Below are 13,639 nucleotides of genomic sequence, written 5' to 3'. Positions count from 1 at the left end.
AATCTGCGGGCCGCTGGGCGCCGGTCCGCGGGGCGCTCCCGGGGGAGGGCTCAATGGCGATAGTCCGGCTGCTCGCGGTCCAGCTTGCGGCGCAGGGCCTGCCAGGGCAGCCAGCCCTTGTTGGGGCCCGGCGTGAACTGGGCCGCGGTGCGCTCGACCACCTGCGTGGGCGGGATCGACAGCTCCGCCCCCGTCGACTGGGCGGCGACCTGCAGGCGGCAGACCTGCTCGAGGTAATACATGTTGTAGAAGGCCTCGGGCACGTTGCGGCCCACGGTCAGCAGGCCGTGGTTGCGCAGCAGCAGGCAGGTCGCGGTCCCCAGATCCCGCACGATCCGCTCCCGCTCCGAGAGGTTGTCGTCCGCCGCGATCCCCTCGTAGTCGTGGATCGCCACGCGGCCGTGGAACTCCATCGACATCTGGTTGAGCATCAGCAGCCCGCCGGCCTGGGCGCACACCGTCATCCCGGCCTGGGTGTGGGTGTGCATCACGCAGGCGGCGTTCGGCGCCTCGCGGTGAACGGCCGAGTGGATCACGAAGCCCGCCGGGTTCACCGGCCAGGCGGTCTCCTGCTTCGGCTCGCCCTCCGCGTCGACCAGCACCAGGGAACTCGCCGTGATCTCCTCGAACAGCAGCCCATAGGGGTTGACCAGGAACTGATGCCCGGCCCCCGGCACCCGGACCGAGAGGTGGGTGAACACCGTGTCGGTCATCCCGAAATGCGCGATCAGCCGGTAGGCGGCGGCCAGGTCCTCGCGCAGCTCCCGCTCGGTGGGGACGTGGTCGGGGCCGGGCGGCTGGGGGAGGGTCGCGGGCAGGTTCTGCGAATTCAGCATCGGAAGGCTCCGGGAGGGGGAGGCGAGGCGGTCGGCTCGTCGGCCAGCGGGTCGTCCCGCTCGGTCCGGGTGCGGTTCACGGGGGCGTCGCGGTCGGGATGGCCCACGGCGACGCCGACGGGCAGGCGCAGGCCGGGGTCGGCGCCCAGGAACCGGGCCACCGCTTCGCCGTGCATCGCCCAGTCGGCCTGGGGGCAGGTCCCCAGCCCCGCCTCCTCGAACAGCAGCATCAGGGTCTGGAGGTAGATGCCCAGATCCAGCCACTGCCAGGCCACCGCCTCGCGCGGCATCAGCAGGAACACGCCCACGGGGGCGCCGAAGAACTGGAAGTTCTCCTCGTTCCAGGCCGCCCGGGCGGCCGCGTCGGCGCGGTCGATGCCGAGCGCGCCATAGAGGATCTCTCCGTTGCGCACCTGCCGCCGGCGCCAGTCCGGCAGGGGGCCGCCCTCGGGCTGAAACGGCGGGTCCACGCTCTCGCCGCCGGGCTCGGCGGCGCGCAGCGCGCGCATGATCGCCCGCAGCTCGCCCATCCGCGCCCCGTCCACGATCCGCGCCGACCAGGGCTGCACGTTCGAGCCCGAGGGCGCACGGGCCGCACGCCGCACCACGTCCTCGACCAGCCCCCGCTCCACCGGCGCCTCGAGGAACGCGCGCACCGAGCGGCGCGCGTTCACGACCGCCGAGACCGAGGTCCCCGCGGGTCCCTGCCGCCCTGCGCTCAAGAGGGCAGGGTCCATTCCGGGCCGCGCGGCGTCTCGACATACTCCGGCCAGCGGTAGTGGATCGGCGGCTCGAAATCGGCCGGCAGCAGGGGGGCCACCCATTGCGTTCCGCCGATCCCGCCGCCGGTGCGCTCCTCGAACTCGGCCTTCGCGCGGGCCAGCGCCTCGGCGTCGGTCATCAGGTCGAGCACGGTGGTCGCGATCACCTCGGCGGCCTTCGACCACATCGGGTCGATGCAGGCGGGCACGCCGCCCATGGCGTGACGCACCCACTCGGGCCAGCGGGCGCCGTCGGGGCGGGCCTCCATCGTCGGCCGGGCCACATAAAGGCGCACGGTCGGCGCGTGCCAGGTGTAGTCGACATAATCGTCGGCGGCGTAGTTCAGCTGCCAGGCGGGAAGCTGCTCGCGAAAGCTCTCCTCGGCCTCCCACGGCGGGGTCAGCTTCTCCATGCCGGCCAGCAGGGGCGCCTCGGTCTCTGGCGTCCCCAGCTCCTTCTGAAGCGCGCGGGCGAAATCCTTCGCCTCGTCGGACCACCTGGGCGGCCCCAGCTTCTCGAAATTCCGGAAAGTGATCTCGGCCATCGCCTTGTTGGGCAGGCCCGCGCGCGTGCGCGCCACCCAGTCCGCCCGCCAGGTGCAGTGGGTCATGCCCGCCACCTGCTCGGCGTTGCGGTCAAGCACGGCATAGGCCGCCTCGCACATCTCGATCGAGGGCGCGCGCAGGGTGAACTGCACCTGCCCGAAGGCCGGCGCGATGTTGTCCGAGGTCGCCTGGCCCGCCACCGGAATGAACTCGTTCATCGCCCAGGAGCCGGTGTGGGGCAGCATCGACTCCTTCATCATCTTCGAGGTGGTGTACATCATGCACACCGCGTCGATCGCCCCCGGCGCGCGGGCCGAGGCGTGCTGGTGGGTGGCGCCCCCGGCCGAGTGGCCCTGCTGCCAGGTCTCGGGGTGCTCGCATTCGAACGTGTACATCCGGCTCCACAGCGGGGCGGAGGTCGTCTCCCAGAAGCAGCCGTTGGTCAGCGCGGGGAAGCTGTGGGGGTGAAAACTGATCGCGGCGTCGAGCCCGTCGTAGAACCCCTTCGCCGCATGGATCGGCTTCGAGCCGCACAGCTTCTCGGCCGGCTCCCCGAAGAACACCAGCGTGCCGCCGAGGCCGTGCGCCTCCATCGCCTGCTTGGCGGCCAGAAACCCCGCGAACGCCCCGATCCCCAGCGCCGAATGCGGGTCGGTGTGTCCGGCCGCGTGGCGCGAGGTCCCCTCCCGCGGCTGGCGTCGGGGAACCGGCGCCTGGCTCTGGCCCGGCACGGCGTCGTATTCGGCATAGCCCGCGATGGTCGGGCCCTCGCCGTTCGACCAGGTGGCGCGGAAGGCGGTGGGCATGCCCCCCGTCCCACGCTCGACCGCGAACCCCTCGGCCTCCAGCCGGTCCATGTACCAGGCCGAGGACTTGTACTCGCGCCACGACGGCTCATGGAAATGCCAGATCGTCATGTGATCGCGGCTCAGGCCCTCATGGTTGGCCTTCAGCCAGTCCAGGGCCGCGGCCTGGGCGTCGGTCCAGTCGCTCATGCTCACACCTCGTCGCGGATCAGGGGGGCGGTCGAGCAGTGCAGCCCGCCGCCGCCGAGGATCACCTGGTCATAGGGGATCTGCAGGATCTCGACCCCCGCGCCGCGCAGCTCGCGCTCGGTGCGGGTCGAGAGGCCGTCGGGCATGATCACCCGCCCCGGCGCGATGGCGAGGCTGTTGATGATCGAGCCGTCGTCCTCCGGGCACACCTCGACGATGCGGATCCCCTTCGCCTCCAGCTCCTGCAGAAACCACCACGGCAGCAGGGTCGAGTTCACCAGCGCCAGATCCGGCTGCAGCATCACGAACAGCCCGTCGATATGCAGCCGGTAGCCGGTCAGCTGCACGCGCAGCAGCTCGACCCCCTGCGCGGCCAGCACCTCGCCGACCTGCCGCGCGCCCTCCTCGTTGACGCGGGACGAGACGCCCACCACCGCGGTCTTCGCGTTCAGCCAGGCGAAGCTGCCGCCCTCGAACACGCCCGTGCCGTTGATCGTGCGCAGGATCGGGCAGCCGAGCGAGGCGAGCGTGCGGGTCGCCGGCAGCTCCTCGCCGCGCCGGATGCGGGGCCCGAGGCGGGTGACGATGGCGCCGCCGCCGATCCCCACCACGGAATCGCGGGTGTAGCAGGTCTTCATCCGGTCCTTGGCGGCGCGGTCGATGAACACGACCTCCACCCCCTCGGCGCGCAGCAGCTCGACATAGGCGTCATGCTGGGCCTGCATCGCGGGCAGGTCCGGGGGCATGTCGCCGCGCCAGTACCAGCCCGCCTGCTCGTCGCCATAGGAATTGAAATCGAGCTTCTTGGAGGCGTCCACCTGCAGCAGCTCGTCTCCGGGCCGGTGCATCAGCACCACCCGCAGTTTCCCCACGTCATTGGTGCAGCCCCAGGCGCGGCCCCACCAGCGCTCCAGCTGGTCGGGCGCCTCGAAGGCGGGCTCCGGCTCGGAGGGGAAGCGCTTGATGGTCTGGTTGTAACGCCACTCGTTCTCGGTGATCGCGGACACGGGGGGCTGCTCCTTCAGGCCGGGCGCGGAGGGGGAGCGGGCCGCCGCGCCAGGCGGGGCCGCGGGCGTCATCGTAGACGCGCCTTCGGCGCCGCGGCAAGACGGAAATGGAGTGTGCTCCAAAGTTGGAGCCGAATCACGTTTCGCCTCAGGCGGGGGCCGGTTCCGGCGCCACGCCCACGGCCCGCGGCGCATCGCCCTCGGCGGTCGAGGCGGCGAGCCGGCGCGTCCCCTGCTCGGTCGTCAGCCCCTCGAGGATCAGCCGGACATGGGGCACGCCCATCCGCAGCAGGTCCTCGATCGTGCCCGCCTCGGTGGCCACGAAGCGGCTGAAATCCCAGGTGGTGATGCCCACGATCAGGTCCGCCAGGTGCCCCAGGTCGATGTCCCGGCGCAGCAGCCCGCGGTCGCGATAGGTGGTCAGCAGGCGCACATAATGCCCCCGGATCAGGTTGTTGAGCCGCGCGCCCGTGCGGCTGGGCCGGGCGCCGGGCTCCATCTGCTGGGCCGAGAGGATCACCCGCCAGCACTCCCGCGACAGGTGGCGCATCGCCTGCTCGGCCAGCAGCCGCTCGAACCCCAGAATCGCGGCCAGCGGGTCCTCCGGCAGGTCGGCCAGATAGGCCCGACGGTCCGGCAGGGCCGTGCGCACGTGGCGAATCGCCAGCGCCATCAACAGGTTGGGCTTGGTCGCGAAGTAATTGTAGACCGTCGCCGGCGCCACCGAGGCGCTGTCGGCGATCGCCTCGATCCGGGTCGCCTCGTAGCCGTCCCGGAAGAACAGCTCTTCGGCCGCGTCGAGCACCTGCTGCAGCCTGCGCCGCTTGTGTTTCTGCCTCAGGCCGCCTGACGCCACCGATTCGCCTCCCGCGTGAAATCGCCTTCCGCGCAGCCATACCAGACCGGGCGGAAAGGGCCTACATAGATGAAACTCCAAAAATGGAGTTGACATTAGAAACGGCCGGCCGCAGCGTTTTCCGCATCGCAGCATAACGGAGACCGTCCGGCATGACCCCAGCCGCCAGCCCTCGCGTCCCGGCCCTTCGCGCCGCCGCCCCGCAGGCGTCCGGATGCTGAGCCTGATCGACAACCCGCCGCCCTGGCCCGACGGCGCCCGCTGCGCGGTGTGCTTCGCCTACGACTTCGACGCCGAGAGCCTGCTGCACCTCTATTACCCCTCCGACGACGTGCGCCGCCGCGTGGCGCTCGCCCAGAGCCTGCGCTACGGCGCCACGGTCGCCATCCCGCGGATCGCGAAGATCTGGAACCACTTCGGCATCCGCCAGACCGTGTTCACCCCCGGCTGGTGCCTCGAAAGATACCCCGAGGCCATCGCCCTGCTGGTCGAGGGCGGGCACGAGATCGGCCACCACGGCTGGCTGCACGAGCGGATCAACCAGTTCTCCCGCGAGGACGAGGAAAAGGTCCTGATCGCCGGCATCCAGGCCATCGAGAAGGCCACCGGCGCCCCCCCCGTCGGCTACCGCTGCCCCTCGGGCGCGTTCTCCGAACACACGCTCGACCTTCTGGTCGAGCACGGGCTGCGCTACGACGCCTCGCTCTCGGGCTACGACGTGCCCTACCTGATCAAGCGCCCCGACGGCCGCGGGCTGGTCGAACTCCCGCACGAGGCGACGGCCGACGACTGGAACCAGTACGTCAACCTGCCCCCCTCCGGCTGGACCATGCAGCCCCGCGCCCCCGCCGTGGCCCGCGAGGTCTTCCAGGCCGATTTCGACGCGGCCTGGGAGCATGGCGGCCTGTGGACCGCGGTCTGGCACCCGTTCGTCTCCGGCCGCCTCGCGCGGGCCGAGGAGCAGGTGCGCCTGATCGAGCACATGATGGCCAAGGGCGACGTCTGGTTCGCCACCTGCGCCGAGATCGCCGCGCACGTCGAGGGCCTGATCGCCCGCGGCGCGTGGACCCCGCCCGAGGAGACGCTGCCCTTCTACGACGGCGCCGTCGAGCAGCTGGTTCATCCCAGCCGCTGAGGCGCTCCGCCATCCGGCCGGGCGGCTCCCGTCCGCCGGTCCCCCGCGACGCAGGCCCCCGACCGGGGAACCCGCGCCGACCAGCCCGCGACGGACGCCCCGGCAACAGGGACGCCGCGCACCGACATGGAGGTCATGATGAAACGGATCACCCAGGCGGCCCTGGCCGCGACCCTCGCTCTCGGCGCCGCGACGGCCGCCGGCGCGCAGGCGCTTCCCGAACGCATCGCCAGCTCCGGCGTGCTGAAGTCGGCGCTCAACGCCGGCTACGCGCCGATGGAGATGCTCGACCCCGCCACCAACGAGTTCACCGGCTTCGACGTCGATCTGCTGGCCGCCGTCGGCGACAAGCTGGGCTTCGAGGTCGAATACCTCAACGGCTCGTTCGAGGCGATGATCCCGGCCCTGCAGTCGGGCCGCGTCGACATCATCTGGTCGGGCTTCTACGACACGCCCGCGCGTCGCGAGATGTTCGACTTCATCGACTACCTGCGCGCCGGCGCCCAGTTCTACGCCCCCCTCGCCGCGGGGATCGAGACCCAGGCCGACCTCTGCGGCCAGACCGTCACCACCTCGCGCGGCACCTCCTACCCCGCCACGGTCGAGAAGTGGTCCGAGGAGAACTGCGTGGCCAACGGCGCCGAGCCGATCACCGTGATCGTCGACACCGACCGCGGCCAGCAGTTGACCAACCTGCGCACCGGCCGCGCCGTCGCCGCCGTGCAGGGGCTCGAGTCCGTGCCCACCATCCTCGAGGACTACCCCGACGAGTTCATGGCCCTGGGCGAGCCGATCTCCTCGGCCCTGATGGGCATCGCCTTCCCCAAGGAGGAGGAGCAGCTTCGCGAGGCCTTCCTCGCCGCCCTCACCGAGCTGAAGGAGGAGGGCGTCTACGCCGAACTGATCGCCAAGTGGAAGCTGGGCCTCTCCTCGCTCGATGAGTTCACCGTCAACCAGGGCCCGCAGCCCTGATGGCCGCGGCCGGCTCCGCGATCGCTCCGGCGCGGCGCGAGGCCGTGCCGGTGGTCGACGTCTCCGCCATGACCGTGGTTCGGCCCCGTCGCTGGGGCCGGATCGCGGCGGTGGTCCTGATGCTTCTGGTCATCGCCTGGCTGATCAAGGCCTTCGCCGAGGGCAAGATCGCCTGGGCGATCACCGGCCAGTACATGTTCTGGCCCACGATCCTGATGGGCGTGGTCAACACCATCTGGATGTCCATCGCCTGCATGATCATCGGCATCGTCATCGGGGTGCTGGTCGCCGTCATGCGCGGCTCTCCGAACCCGGTGCTGCGCTCGGTCGCGGTGGGCTATCAGTGGTTCTTCCGCGGCACGCCGGTGATCCTGCAGCTGCTGATCTGGTTCAACCTCGCCCTCGTCTTCCCCTATCTCGGCATCCCGGGCCTGTTCCAGGCCCGCACCGTCGACGTGATCACGCCCGCCATGGCCACCCTGCTGGGCCTCGGCCTCAACCAGGGCGCCTACACCTCCGAGGTGATGCGCGCGGGCCTCCTCTCGGTCGACCGCGGCCAGTACGAGGCCGCCCAGGCCATCGGCATGAGCTACTGGGCGAGCCTCAAGCGCATCATCCTGCCCCAGGCGATGCGGGTGGTGATCCCGCCGCTCGGCAACGAGTTCATCGGCCTGGTGAAGATGACCTCGCTGGCCTCGATCATCGGCTTCGCCGACGTCCTGCGCACCAGCCAGGACATCTACTACGTCAACGCCCGCGTCATCGAGCTGCTGATGGTCGCCGCCGCCTGGTATCTGGCGGTGGTCACGATCCTCAGTCTCGGCCAGGCCCGGCTCGAGCGCCGCTTCGGACGCGGCTTCGCCTCGGGGGTGCGCGACCGATGACCCGGATGGAGACCGCCATGGACCCCGCCGCCCCCGCCGCGCCCGAGGCGACCCTCGCCCCCGGCCTGCCCATCGTTTCCGGCCAGCGGGTGGGCAAGCTGTTCGGCGACTTCCGCGCCCTGTCGGAGGTCTCGATCGACGTCGCCGAGGGCGAGGTGGTCTGCATCATCGGCCCCTCGGGTTCCGGCAAGACCACCTTCCTGCGCTGCCTCAACCAGCTCGAGCGCATCGACGAGGGCGCCCTCTGGCTCGACGGAGAGCTCCTCGGCTGGCGCCTCGAGTCCGACCGCCTCCACCCCCTCCCCGAGGCCGAGATCGCCCGTCAGCGCCGCAAGACCGGCATGGTCTTCCAGCGTTTCAACCTGTTCCCCCACATGACCGCCCTTCAGAACATCACGGAAGGCCCGGTCCAGGTCCTGCGCGAGCCCCGCGGCCAGGCCGAGGACCGCGGCCGCCGCCTCCTCTCCCGCGTGGGCCTCGCCGAAAAGGCCTCGAGCTACCCCAAGGACCTCTCCGGCGGCCAGCAGCAGCGCGTGGCCATCGCCCGCGCGCTCGCGATGAACCCCAAGGTGATGCTCTTCGACGAGCCCACCTCCGCCCTCGACCCCGAACTCGTCGGCGAGGTCCTCTCCGTCATGAAGGACCTCGCCCGCGCCGGCATGACGATGGTGGTGGTCACCCACGAGCTCGGCTTCGCCCGCGAGGTCGCCGACCGCGTGGTGTTCATGGACCAGGGCCGCGTGGTCGAGACCGGCTCCGCCCAGGCGCTGATGGACGACCCGCAGGAGGAGCGGACCCGCAACTTCATCCGCTCGGTGGCGGGGCGGGAGTAGGGGCAAGCCCTACGTCGTTGATAGCCGACAGAGGCGGTGCCAGAGTTTCGGCGTCCAGTGCAGCCGGAGCCATTCGACATGCCAAGCAGCGAACCTCCCCCCGGATGGGGTGACGACATGCTGACGGAATATCTGGAAAAATGCCGGAGCAACCAGTTTGCTTCGTTTCACGGCAAGCGGACGGTATTCCGAGACCTTGCCGCCGTCGATCGAGTCTTTAGGGCAATGTTCGATAAGGCCGTCAATCCGCGCCCGCTCCGGCCTGTAGGGTTTTTTCTACGCTCCCATTCTGCATACCTTTCGGCGGTTAGCATGGTCGCTGCGGGGCAACTTATCGAGGCATCCGCCGTTCTGAGGCTATCGCTGGAGCAGGCTGCTTACGGGCACTACATAGCTCGGGACGAGAACCGCTACGAGGTCTGGATGCGTCGGGGGGAGAGCGAGGCCGCTCGGAAAGCCGTTCGCACAGAGTTTCAGGCGCGAAAGATCTTCAACGTCCTTAAGTCTGATGACACCACGCTGGCTGCGATCTACGACAAGCTCTATGAAAAGCTGATTGATGCGGGCGCACACCCAAATGAATTCGGAGCGATGCTCAGCACGACAGTTGCGGAGAGCGAGAAAGGCGACATGTCTTTCGACACGATTTACCTCCACCAGAATGGCGTCCCGCTCGACTACTGGTTCCGGCTCTGCGCACAAGTCGGGATATGGGCTTTGCGCGCAGCCGATCTTGTCTATCCCGAGCGCTCAAAGCTGACGCGTGCGAGGTATGATCTCGACGCCCTGATCGCCCGCTACTGAGGCCGGTATCCGAGCTACACTGGCAGAAAGCGCTCGAGCGCTGCCGGCTGCCTTGGCTAGGATGTGCCCCGCGCCACCGGCGGCAGGATCGCCGGCATCCGCACGCGCAGCGCCTGCGTCACCTCGTAGCCGCGCACGCCGGCGCAGGAGATGCCGGCGTCGATCAGCATCGCGCGGGCGGTCTCCTCCTGGCCGAGGGGGACGTAGAGGAGGAAGTGTTTCGCCGGGCGGCCGGTGTCGGGGTCGGTGTAGTGGCCCTCATAGACCGCGGCCTCCGAGCAGGCGCGCCAGAAAGGGAGGCGGGTCTCAGAGACCTCGGTCTCGACCATCGCGATCTTGCAGGGGCGACCTTCGGCGTCGACCACCACCACCGAGGGGAACAGGTCTCCCGAGGGGCCGGGGATGGCGCGGCGGGCGTGCAGGCGGGTGTTGGTCAGGCAGTAGAGGTCGAGGCCCCACTTCTCGGTCCCCTCTCCGGGAAACGGAAACCGCTCGGCCAGCAGGAAGCGGATCACCGCCTCGCGGGCGTCGTCGTCTAGATGCGCACGCACCGGGTCCTGATCGGCCGGGGGCGGGCTATCGGGGCGGTGGTCCTTGGAATTGCCCAGCGTCCGGTGGGGCAGGACGTGGACCGTGCCGTCCTCGTCCACCCGCACGCCGCGCAGCGCGTGATAGCTGATGCCGGCCCCCTCCAGCATCGCCAGCGCCTCGTCCTCGCGGCCCTGGGGGACGTAGATCAAGAGGTGGCGGTCGCCGGTCTCGGTGGTGTCGTCGGCCGCGAGCGAGGCGGCCTGCCAGCGGGGGATCATCTCGGGGTTCAGGTCCGTCTCGACCTCGGCGATCTCGCGCAGGCGGCCCTCGCCGTCGACGATGACGATGTCGGGATAGTGCGGCCCCTCGGGCAGGTCGATGGCGATGCGCGGATGCGTCGGCGCGTTGAACCAGGTGCGGTAGTGCAGCGGCCAGCTGGGGTGCGGCTGGTCGGGGAACGGGAACCGGTTGGCCGCGATGAAGCGGACCGCGCGGTCGTGCTGATCCTGGGTGAGCGTCGCCATGGGGAGCCTCCTGCATGCGGCCGCGCGATGGGGTTGCCCGCATGACGCCGCAGCCAGGCCGCGCCGTCAATGGATTCCACTCCAAGTTTGGAGATGAGTCTGCGATTGCCGAAGTTCCGGGCGCCCCGGCGCCGCTTCCCGCGCCAGCGCCCTCAGCCCGCCCCGGCCAGCTCCAGCATCGCGTCGGCGATCACCTGCGCGCCGGCGGCGGCATGGGCGGGGTCCACGTTCTCGGCGGGGTGATGGCTGACGCCCTTCTCGCAGGGGATGAACACCATGCCCGTGGGGCAGCGCCCGGGAAACCAGCGCGCATCGTGCCCGCCGCCCGAATAGATCTCGCGCCGCGCATAGCCGCGGCGGTCGGCGGCGCGGGCGAAGATCTCGCGCACCTCCGGCGTGAAGACGACCGGCGCGTGCCAGGAGCTGTCGGCCACGCTCACCTCGCACAGCCGCGCCAGCCCCTGCGCGCGGGCGTGCACCAGGTCGCCCAGCCGGATCAGCTCGGCCTGCGAGGGGTGGCGCAGGTCCAGCACCATGTCCACGCGCCCCGGCACCACCGACACCGCATTGGGGCTCACCACGAACCGCCCGAAGGTGAAGCGCAGCACGTCGGTCTCGTCCCGGCACAGCTCGGCCAGCCCCCGGCACACCTCGATCGCGTCCACGAACGCGTCCCGGCGCAGGCTCAGCGGCGCGCCGCCGGAGTGGTCCTCCCGCCCGATGACGGAGATGTCGAGCCGCCGGTGGCCCTGCACCCGGTCCACCACGCCGATCAGCTTGCCCTCGGCCTCCAGCACCGGCCCCTGCTCGATATGCGCCTCGAGCAGCGCGGCGAAGCTTCGATCGAGGGGCGCAGGCGCGGCCTCGGGCAGGGCGGCGGCCAGCGCCGCGACCCCCTCGCCATAGAGCGCGCCGTCGTCGCCCACCACCGCGAGGGCCTCCTCCAGCGCCGTCTCGCCGGCATGCACGGCCGAGCCCAGACACCCGGGGCGAAAGCGCGAGCCCTCCTCGTTGGCCCAGACCACCACCTCCATCGGGCGCCGGGTGACGATCCCCCGATCCTCGGCGATCTCCAGCGCCTCGAAGGCGGCCAGCACGCCGAACACGCCGTCGAACCGGCCCCCGGAGGGCTGGCTGTCGAGATGCGAGCCCGCGACCACGGGGGCCGCGCCGGGCTCGGTCCCCTCGCGCCGCACGAACAGGTTGCCGGCGGGATCCAGCGACAGCGCGAAGCCGCGGGCCAGCGCCAGGTCGGCCAGATGACGGTGGGCGGCGATCTCGGCCGCGTCGAAGGCCAGGCGCCGGACCCCGCCCTCGGGCGTCGCGCCGATGCGGGCGAAGTCCATGTGGCGGGTCCACAGGCGCGCGGCGTCGATCTCGGGCAGGGCGGTCATCGCAGGCTCCTTGCTGGTCTCGCGGCGATCCATGCGGGTTTCGTGCCGACCGGCGCGGACGCCCTCACAGCGCCCCGATGCGCCGGGCGGCGAGGGCCAGACGCTCGACCCCCTCGGGGATGCGCGCCTCGGCGATCGAGGAGAAGGCCATGCGGAAGAAATTCGTCGGCCGGGCCTCGCCGTCGGGGCCGGGATCGGCGAACAGCACCCCGCCCGGTTCGATCAGCACGCCCTCGGCGCGGGCCTCTGCGGCCAGATCCGCGGCGTCCATCCCCTCGGGCCCGCGCACCCAGAAACAGGTGCCGCCAAAGACCGCCCCCTGCGACCAGCCGGGCAGATGCGCGTCGAGCGCGCCGTGCATCGCCTCCCACCGCCCCGCAAAGCTGCGGTGCAGCCGCCCGATCAGCGCGTCATGCGCCCCCAGCGCCAGGAACAGCGCCACCGCGCGCTGGTTGTTGCCCGGCGGGTGGCGCAGCATCAGGCGGCGCAGGGCGCGGGCCTCGGCCACGAACTCGGCCGGGCCCACGATGAAGCCCATCCGCAGCCCCGGCATCAGCGACTTCGACAGGCTGCCCACATAGATCACCCGGTCCGAGCGATCCATCGACTTCAGCGCCGGGGTCGGCTGGCCGCGGTAGTTGAACTCGAACTCGTAGTCGTCCTCGATCACCAGCCCGTCATGGGCCTCGGCCCAGTCCAGCAGCGCGTGCCGCCGCGCCACGCTCATGGTCACAGAGGTCGGCGACTGGTGCGAGGGCGTCACGAAGGCCAGCGACGGCGCGCGGGGCAGGCGGTCGACCACCAGCCCCTCGGCGTCCACCGGGATCGGCGTCACCCGGTCCGAGGCCAGCCCGAGGATGTTGCGCGCATCCGCATAGCCGGGGTTCTCGATCGCCACCGGCGTCTCGCGCCCCACCAGCAGCTGGGCGATCAGATACAGCGCGTTCTGCGCCCCCAGCGTCACCAGCACCTCGTCGGGGCGCGCGGTGATCCCGCGGCGAGGCAGCAGCCGCTGGCGGATCTGCTCGACCAGCATCGGATCGTCCTCGGCGAAGCGGTCGTCGGTCCAGGCGTCGAAGCTCTTGCGGGCCATCGACTGGCGCATGCAGTCGCGCCAGGCGGCGAGCGGAAACAGGTCGGAATCGAGCTGCCCATAGAGGAACGGATAGGGGTATTTCCGCCAGTCCGCCGGCTTGACGATGTTGCGCTGGGCGGTGGGGGCCACATGGAACCGCGCCGCCCAGTCCGGGCGCCGGGCCGCGTGGCCCGCATCGGGCTCGGCCGCGGCCGCCGTCTCGGGCGGGGTCTGCGAGACGTAGAACCCCGAGCGCTCCCGCGCCGCAAGCCAGCCGTCGTCGGCCATCGCCTGGTAGGCCAGCATCACCGTGTTGCGCGACACCCCCAGCCGCTGGGCCATCGCCCGGGTCGAGGGCATCGCCGCCCCGGCGCGGAACTGCCCCGCGAGGATCGCCGAGACCAGCCGCTCCCGGATCTGGGCCTGGAGGGAGACGCCCTCGGCCCGTTCGACATGGATCAACGTATCGCGCATGCGGCCTCCGAG

13 protein-coding genes are annotated in these 13,639 nt (G+C 70.9%); 5 read left to right on the top strand and 8 right to left on the bottom strand.

Annotated elements, in window-relative coordinates; genetic code table 11:
* Positions 1 to 50: 50 nt before the first annotated feature.
* The 5 genes from AAC134_RS04875 to AAC134_RS04855 form a co-directional block, all read right to left on the bottom strand.
* Entirely contained in the window at positions 51 to 836 is a 786-nt protein-coding gene (locus tag AAC134_RS04875; protein WP_339947936.1) for a class II aldolase/adducin family protein, read from the bottom strand.
* Positions 830 to 1,558: a nitroreductase gene (locus AAC134_RS04870; RefSeq protein ID WP_339947935.1), complete on the bottom strand. Its 729-nt coding sequence runs from the start codon at positions 1,556 to 1,558 to the stop codon at positions 830 to 832. The genes AAC134_RS04875 and AAC134_RS04870 overlap by 7 nt, the downstream gene beginning before the upstream one ends.
* The gene (locus AAC134_RS04865; RefSeq protein ID WP_339947934.1) at positions 1,555 to 3,138 is read right to left on the bottom strand and encodes an amidohydrolase; all 1,584 of its coding nucleotides are present in this window, start codon (positions 3,136 to 3,138) and stop codon (positions 1,555 to 1,557) included. The genes AAC134_RS04870 and AAC134_RS04865 overlap by 4 nt, the downstream gene beginning before the upstream one ends.
* A 2-nt stretch (positions 3,139 to 3,140) precedes the next feature.
* Positions 3,141 to 4,145, bottom strand: coding sequence for an arginine deiminase family protein (locus AAC134_RS04860; RefSeq protein WP_339947933.1), 1,005 nt, complete (start codon positions 4,143 to 4,145; stop codon positions 3,141 to 3,143).
* A gap of 148 nt (positions 4,146 to 4,293) precedes the next feature.
* Positions 4,294 to 5,001: a helix-turn-helix domain-containing protein gene (locus tag AAC134_RS04855; RefSeq protein WP_339947932.1), complete on the bottom strand. Its 708-nt coding sequence runs from the start codon at positions 4,999 to 5,001 to the stop codon at positions 4,294 to 4,296.
* 214 nt (positions 5,002 to 5,215) lie between these two features.
* Here AAC134_RS04855 and AAC134_RS04850 point away from each other — a divergent pair, with 214 nt between their 5' ends.
* The 5 genes from AAC134_RS04850 (at position 5,216) to AAC134_RS04830 (ending at position 9,629) form a co-directional block, all read left to right on the top strand.
* Positions 5,216 to 6,136, top strand: a complete 921-nt coding sequence (locus AAC134_RS04850) for a polysaccharide deacetylase (RefSeq protein WP_339947931.1) — start codon at positions 5,216 to 5,218, stop codon at positions 6,134 to 6,136.
* 138 nt (positions 6,137 to 6,274) lie between these two features.
* Positions 6,275 to 7,108 carry an ABC transporter substrate-binding protein gene (locus AAC134_RS04845; RefSeq protein WP_339947930.1) on the top strand — a complete coding sequence of 278 codons (834 nt, stop codon included), beginning with the start codon at positions 6,275 to 6,277 and terminating at the stop codon, positions 7,106 to 7,108.
* Positions 7,108 to 7,992 (top strand): amino acid ABC transporter permease, encoded by an 885-nt coding sequence (locus AAC134_RS04840; RefSeq protein ID WP_339947929.1) that lies wholly within the window; start codon positions 7,108 to 7,110, stop codon positions 7,990 to 7,992. The genes AAC134_RS04845 and AAC134_RS04840 overlap by 1 nt, the downstream gene beginning before the upstream one ends.
* Entirely contained in the window at positions 7,989 to 8,825 is an 837-nt protein-coding gene (locus AAC134_RS04835; RefSeq protein WP_339947928.1) for an amino acid ABC transporter ATP-binding protein, read from the top strand. The genes AAC134_RS04840 and AAC134_RS04835 overlap by 4 nt, the downstream gene beginning before the upstream one ends.
* Before the next feature lie 117 nt (positions 8,826 to 8,942).
* Positions 8,943 to 9,629 (top strand): hypothetical protein, encoded by a 687-nt coding sequence (locus AAC134_RS04830; protein WP_339947927.1) that lies wholly within the window; start codon positions 8,943 to 8,945, stop codon positions 9,627 to 9,629.
* Between the two features lie 56 nt (positions 9,630 to 9,685).
* Here the strand turns inward: AAC134_RS04830 and AAC134_RS04825 are convergent, their stop codons facing one another.
* The 3 genes from AAC134_RS04825 to AAC134_RS04815 all read right to left on the bottom strand — a co-directional run bounded on the left by AAC134_RS04825 (position 9,686) and on the right by AAC134_RS04815 (position 13,627).
* Complete coding sequence (locus tag AAC134_RS04825; RefSeq protein ID WP_339947926.1) at positions 9,686 to 10,684, bottom strand: hypothetical protein; 999 nt, start codon at positions 10,682 to 10,684, stop codon at positions 9,686 to 9,688.
* A 152-nt stretch (positions 10,685 to 10,836) separates the two neighbouring features.
* A complete protein-coding gene (locus AAC134_RS04820) occupies positions 10,837 to 12,111 on the bottom strand; it encodes a hydantoinase/carbamoylase family amidase (protein ID WP_339947925.1) in 1,275 nt (424 codons plus the stop codon).
* Between the two features lie 31 nt (positions 12,112 to 12,142).
* Positions 12,143 to 13,627, bottom strand: coding sequence for a PLP-dependent aminotransferase family protein (locus AAC134_RS04815; protein WP_339947924.1), 1,485 nt, complete (start codon positions 13,625 to 13,627; stop codon positions 12,143 to 12,145).
* Positions 13,628 to 13,639: the final 12 nt, after the last annotated feature.

The organism is uncultured Albimonas sp., from assembly GCF_963977235.1.
Taxonomy (GTDB): domain Bacteria; phylum Pseudomonadota; class Alphaproteobacteria; order Rhodobacterales; family Rhodobacteraceae; genus Albimonas.
Note: the sequence above shows the minus strand (reverse complement) of the source record. Positions and strands in the feature narration are given on the sequence as shown.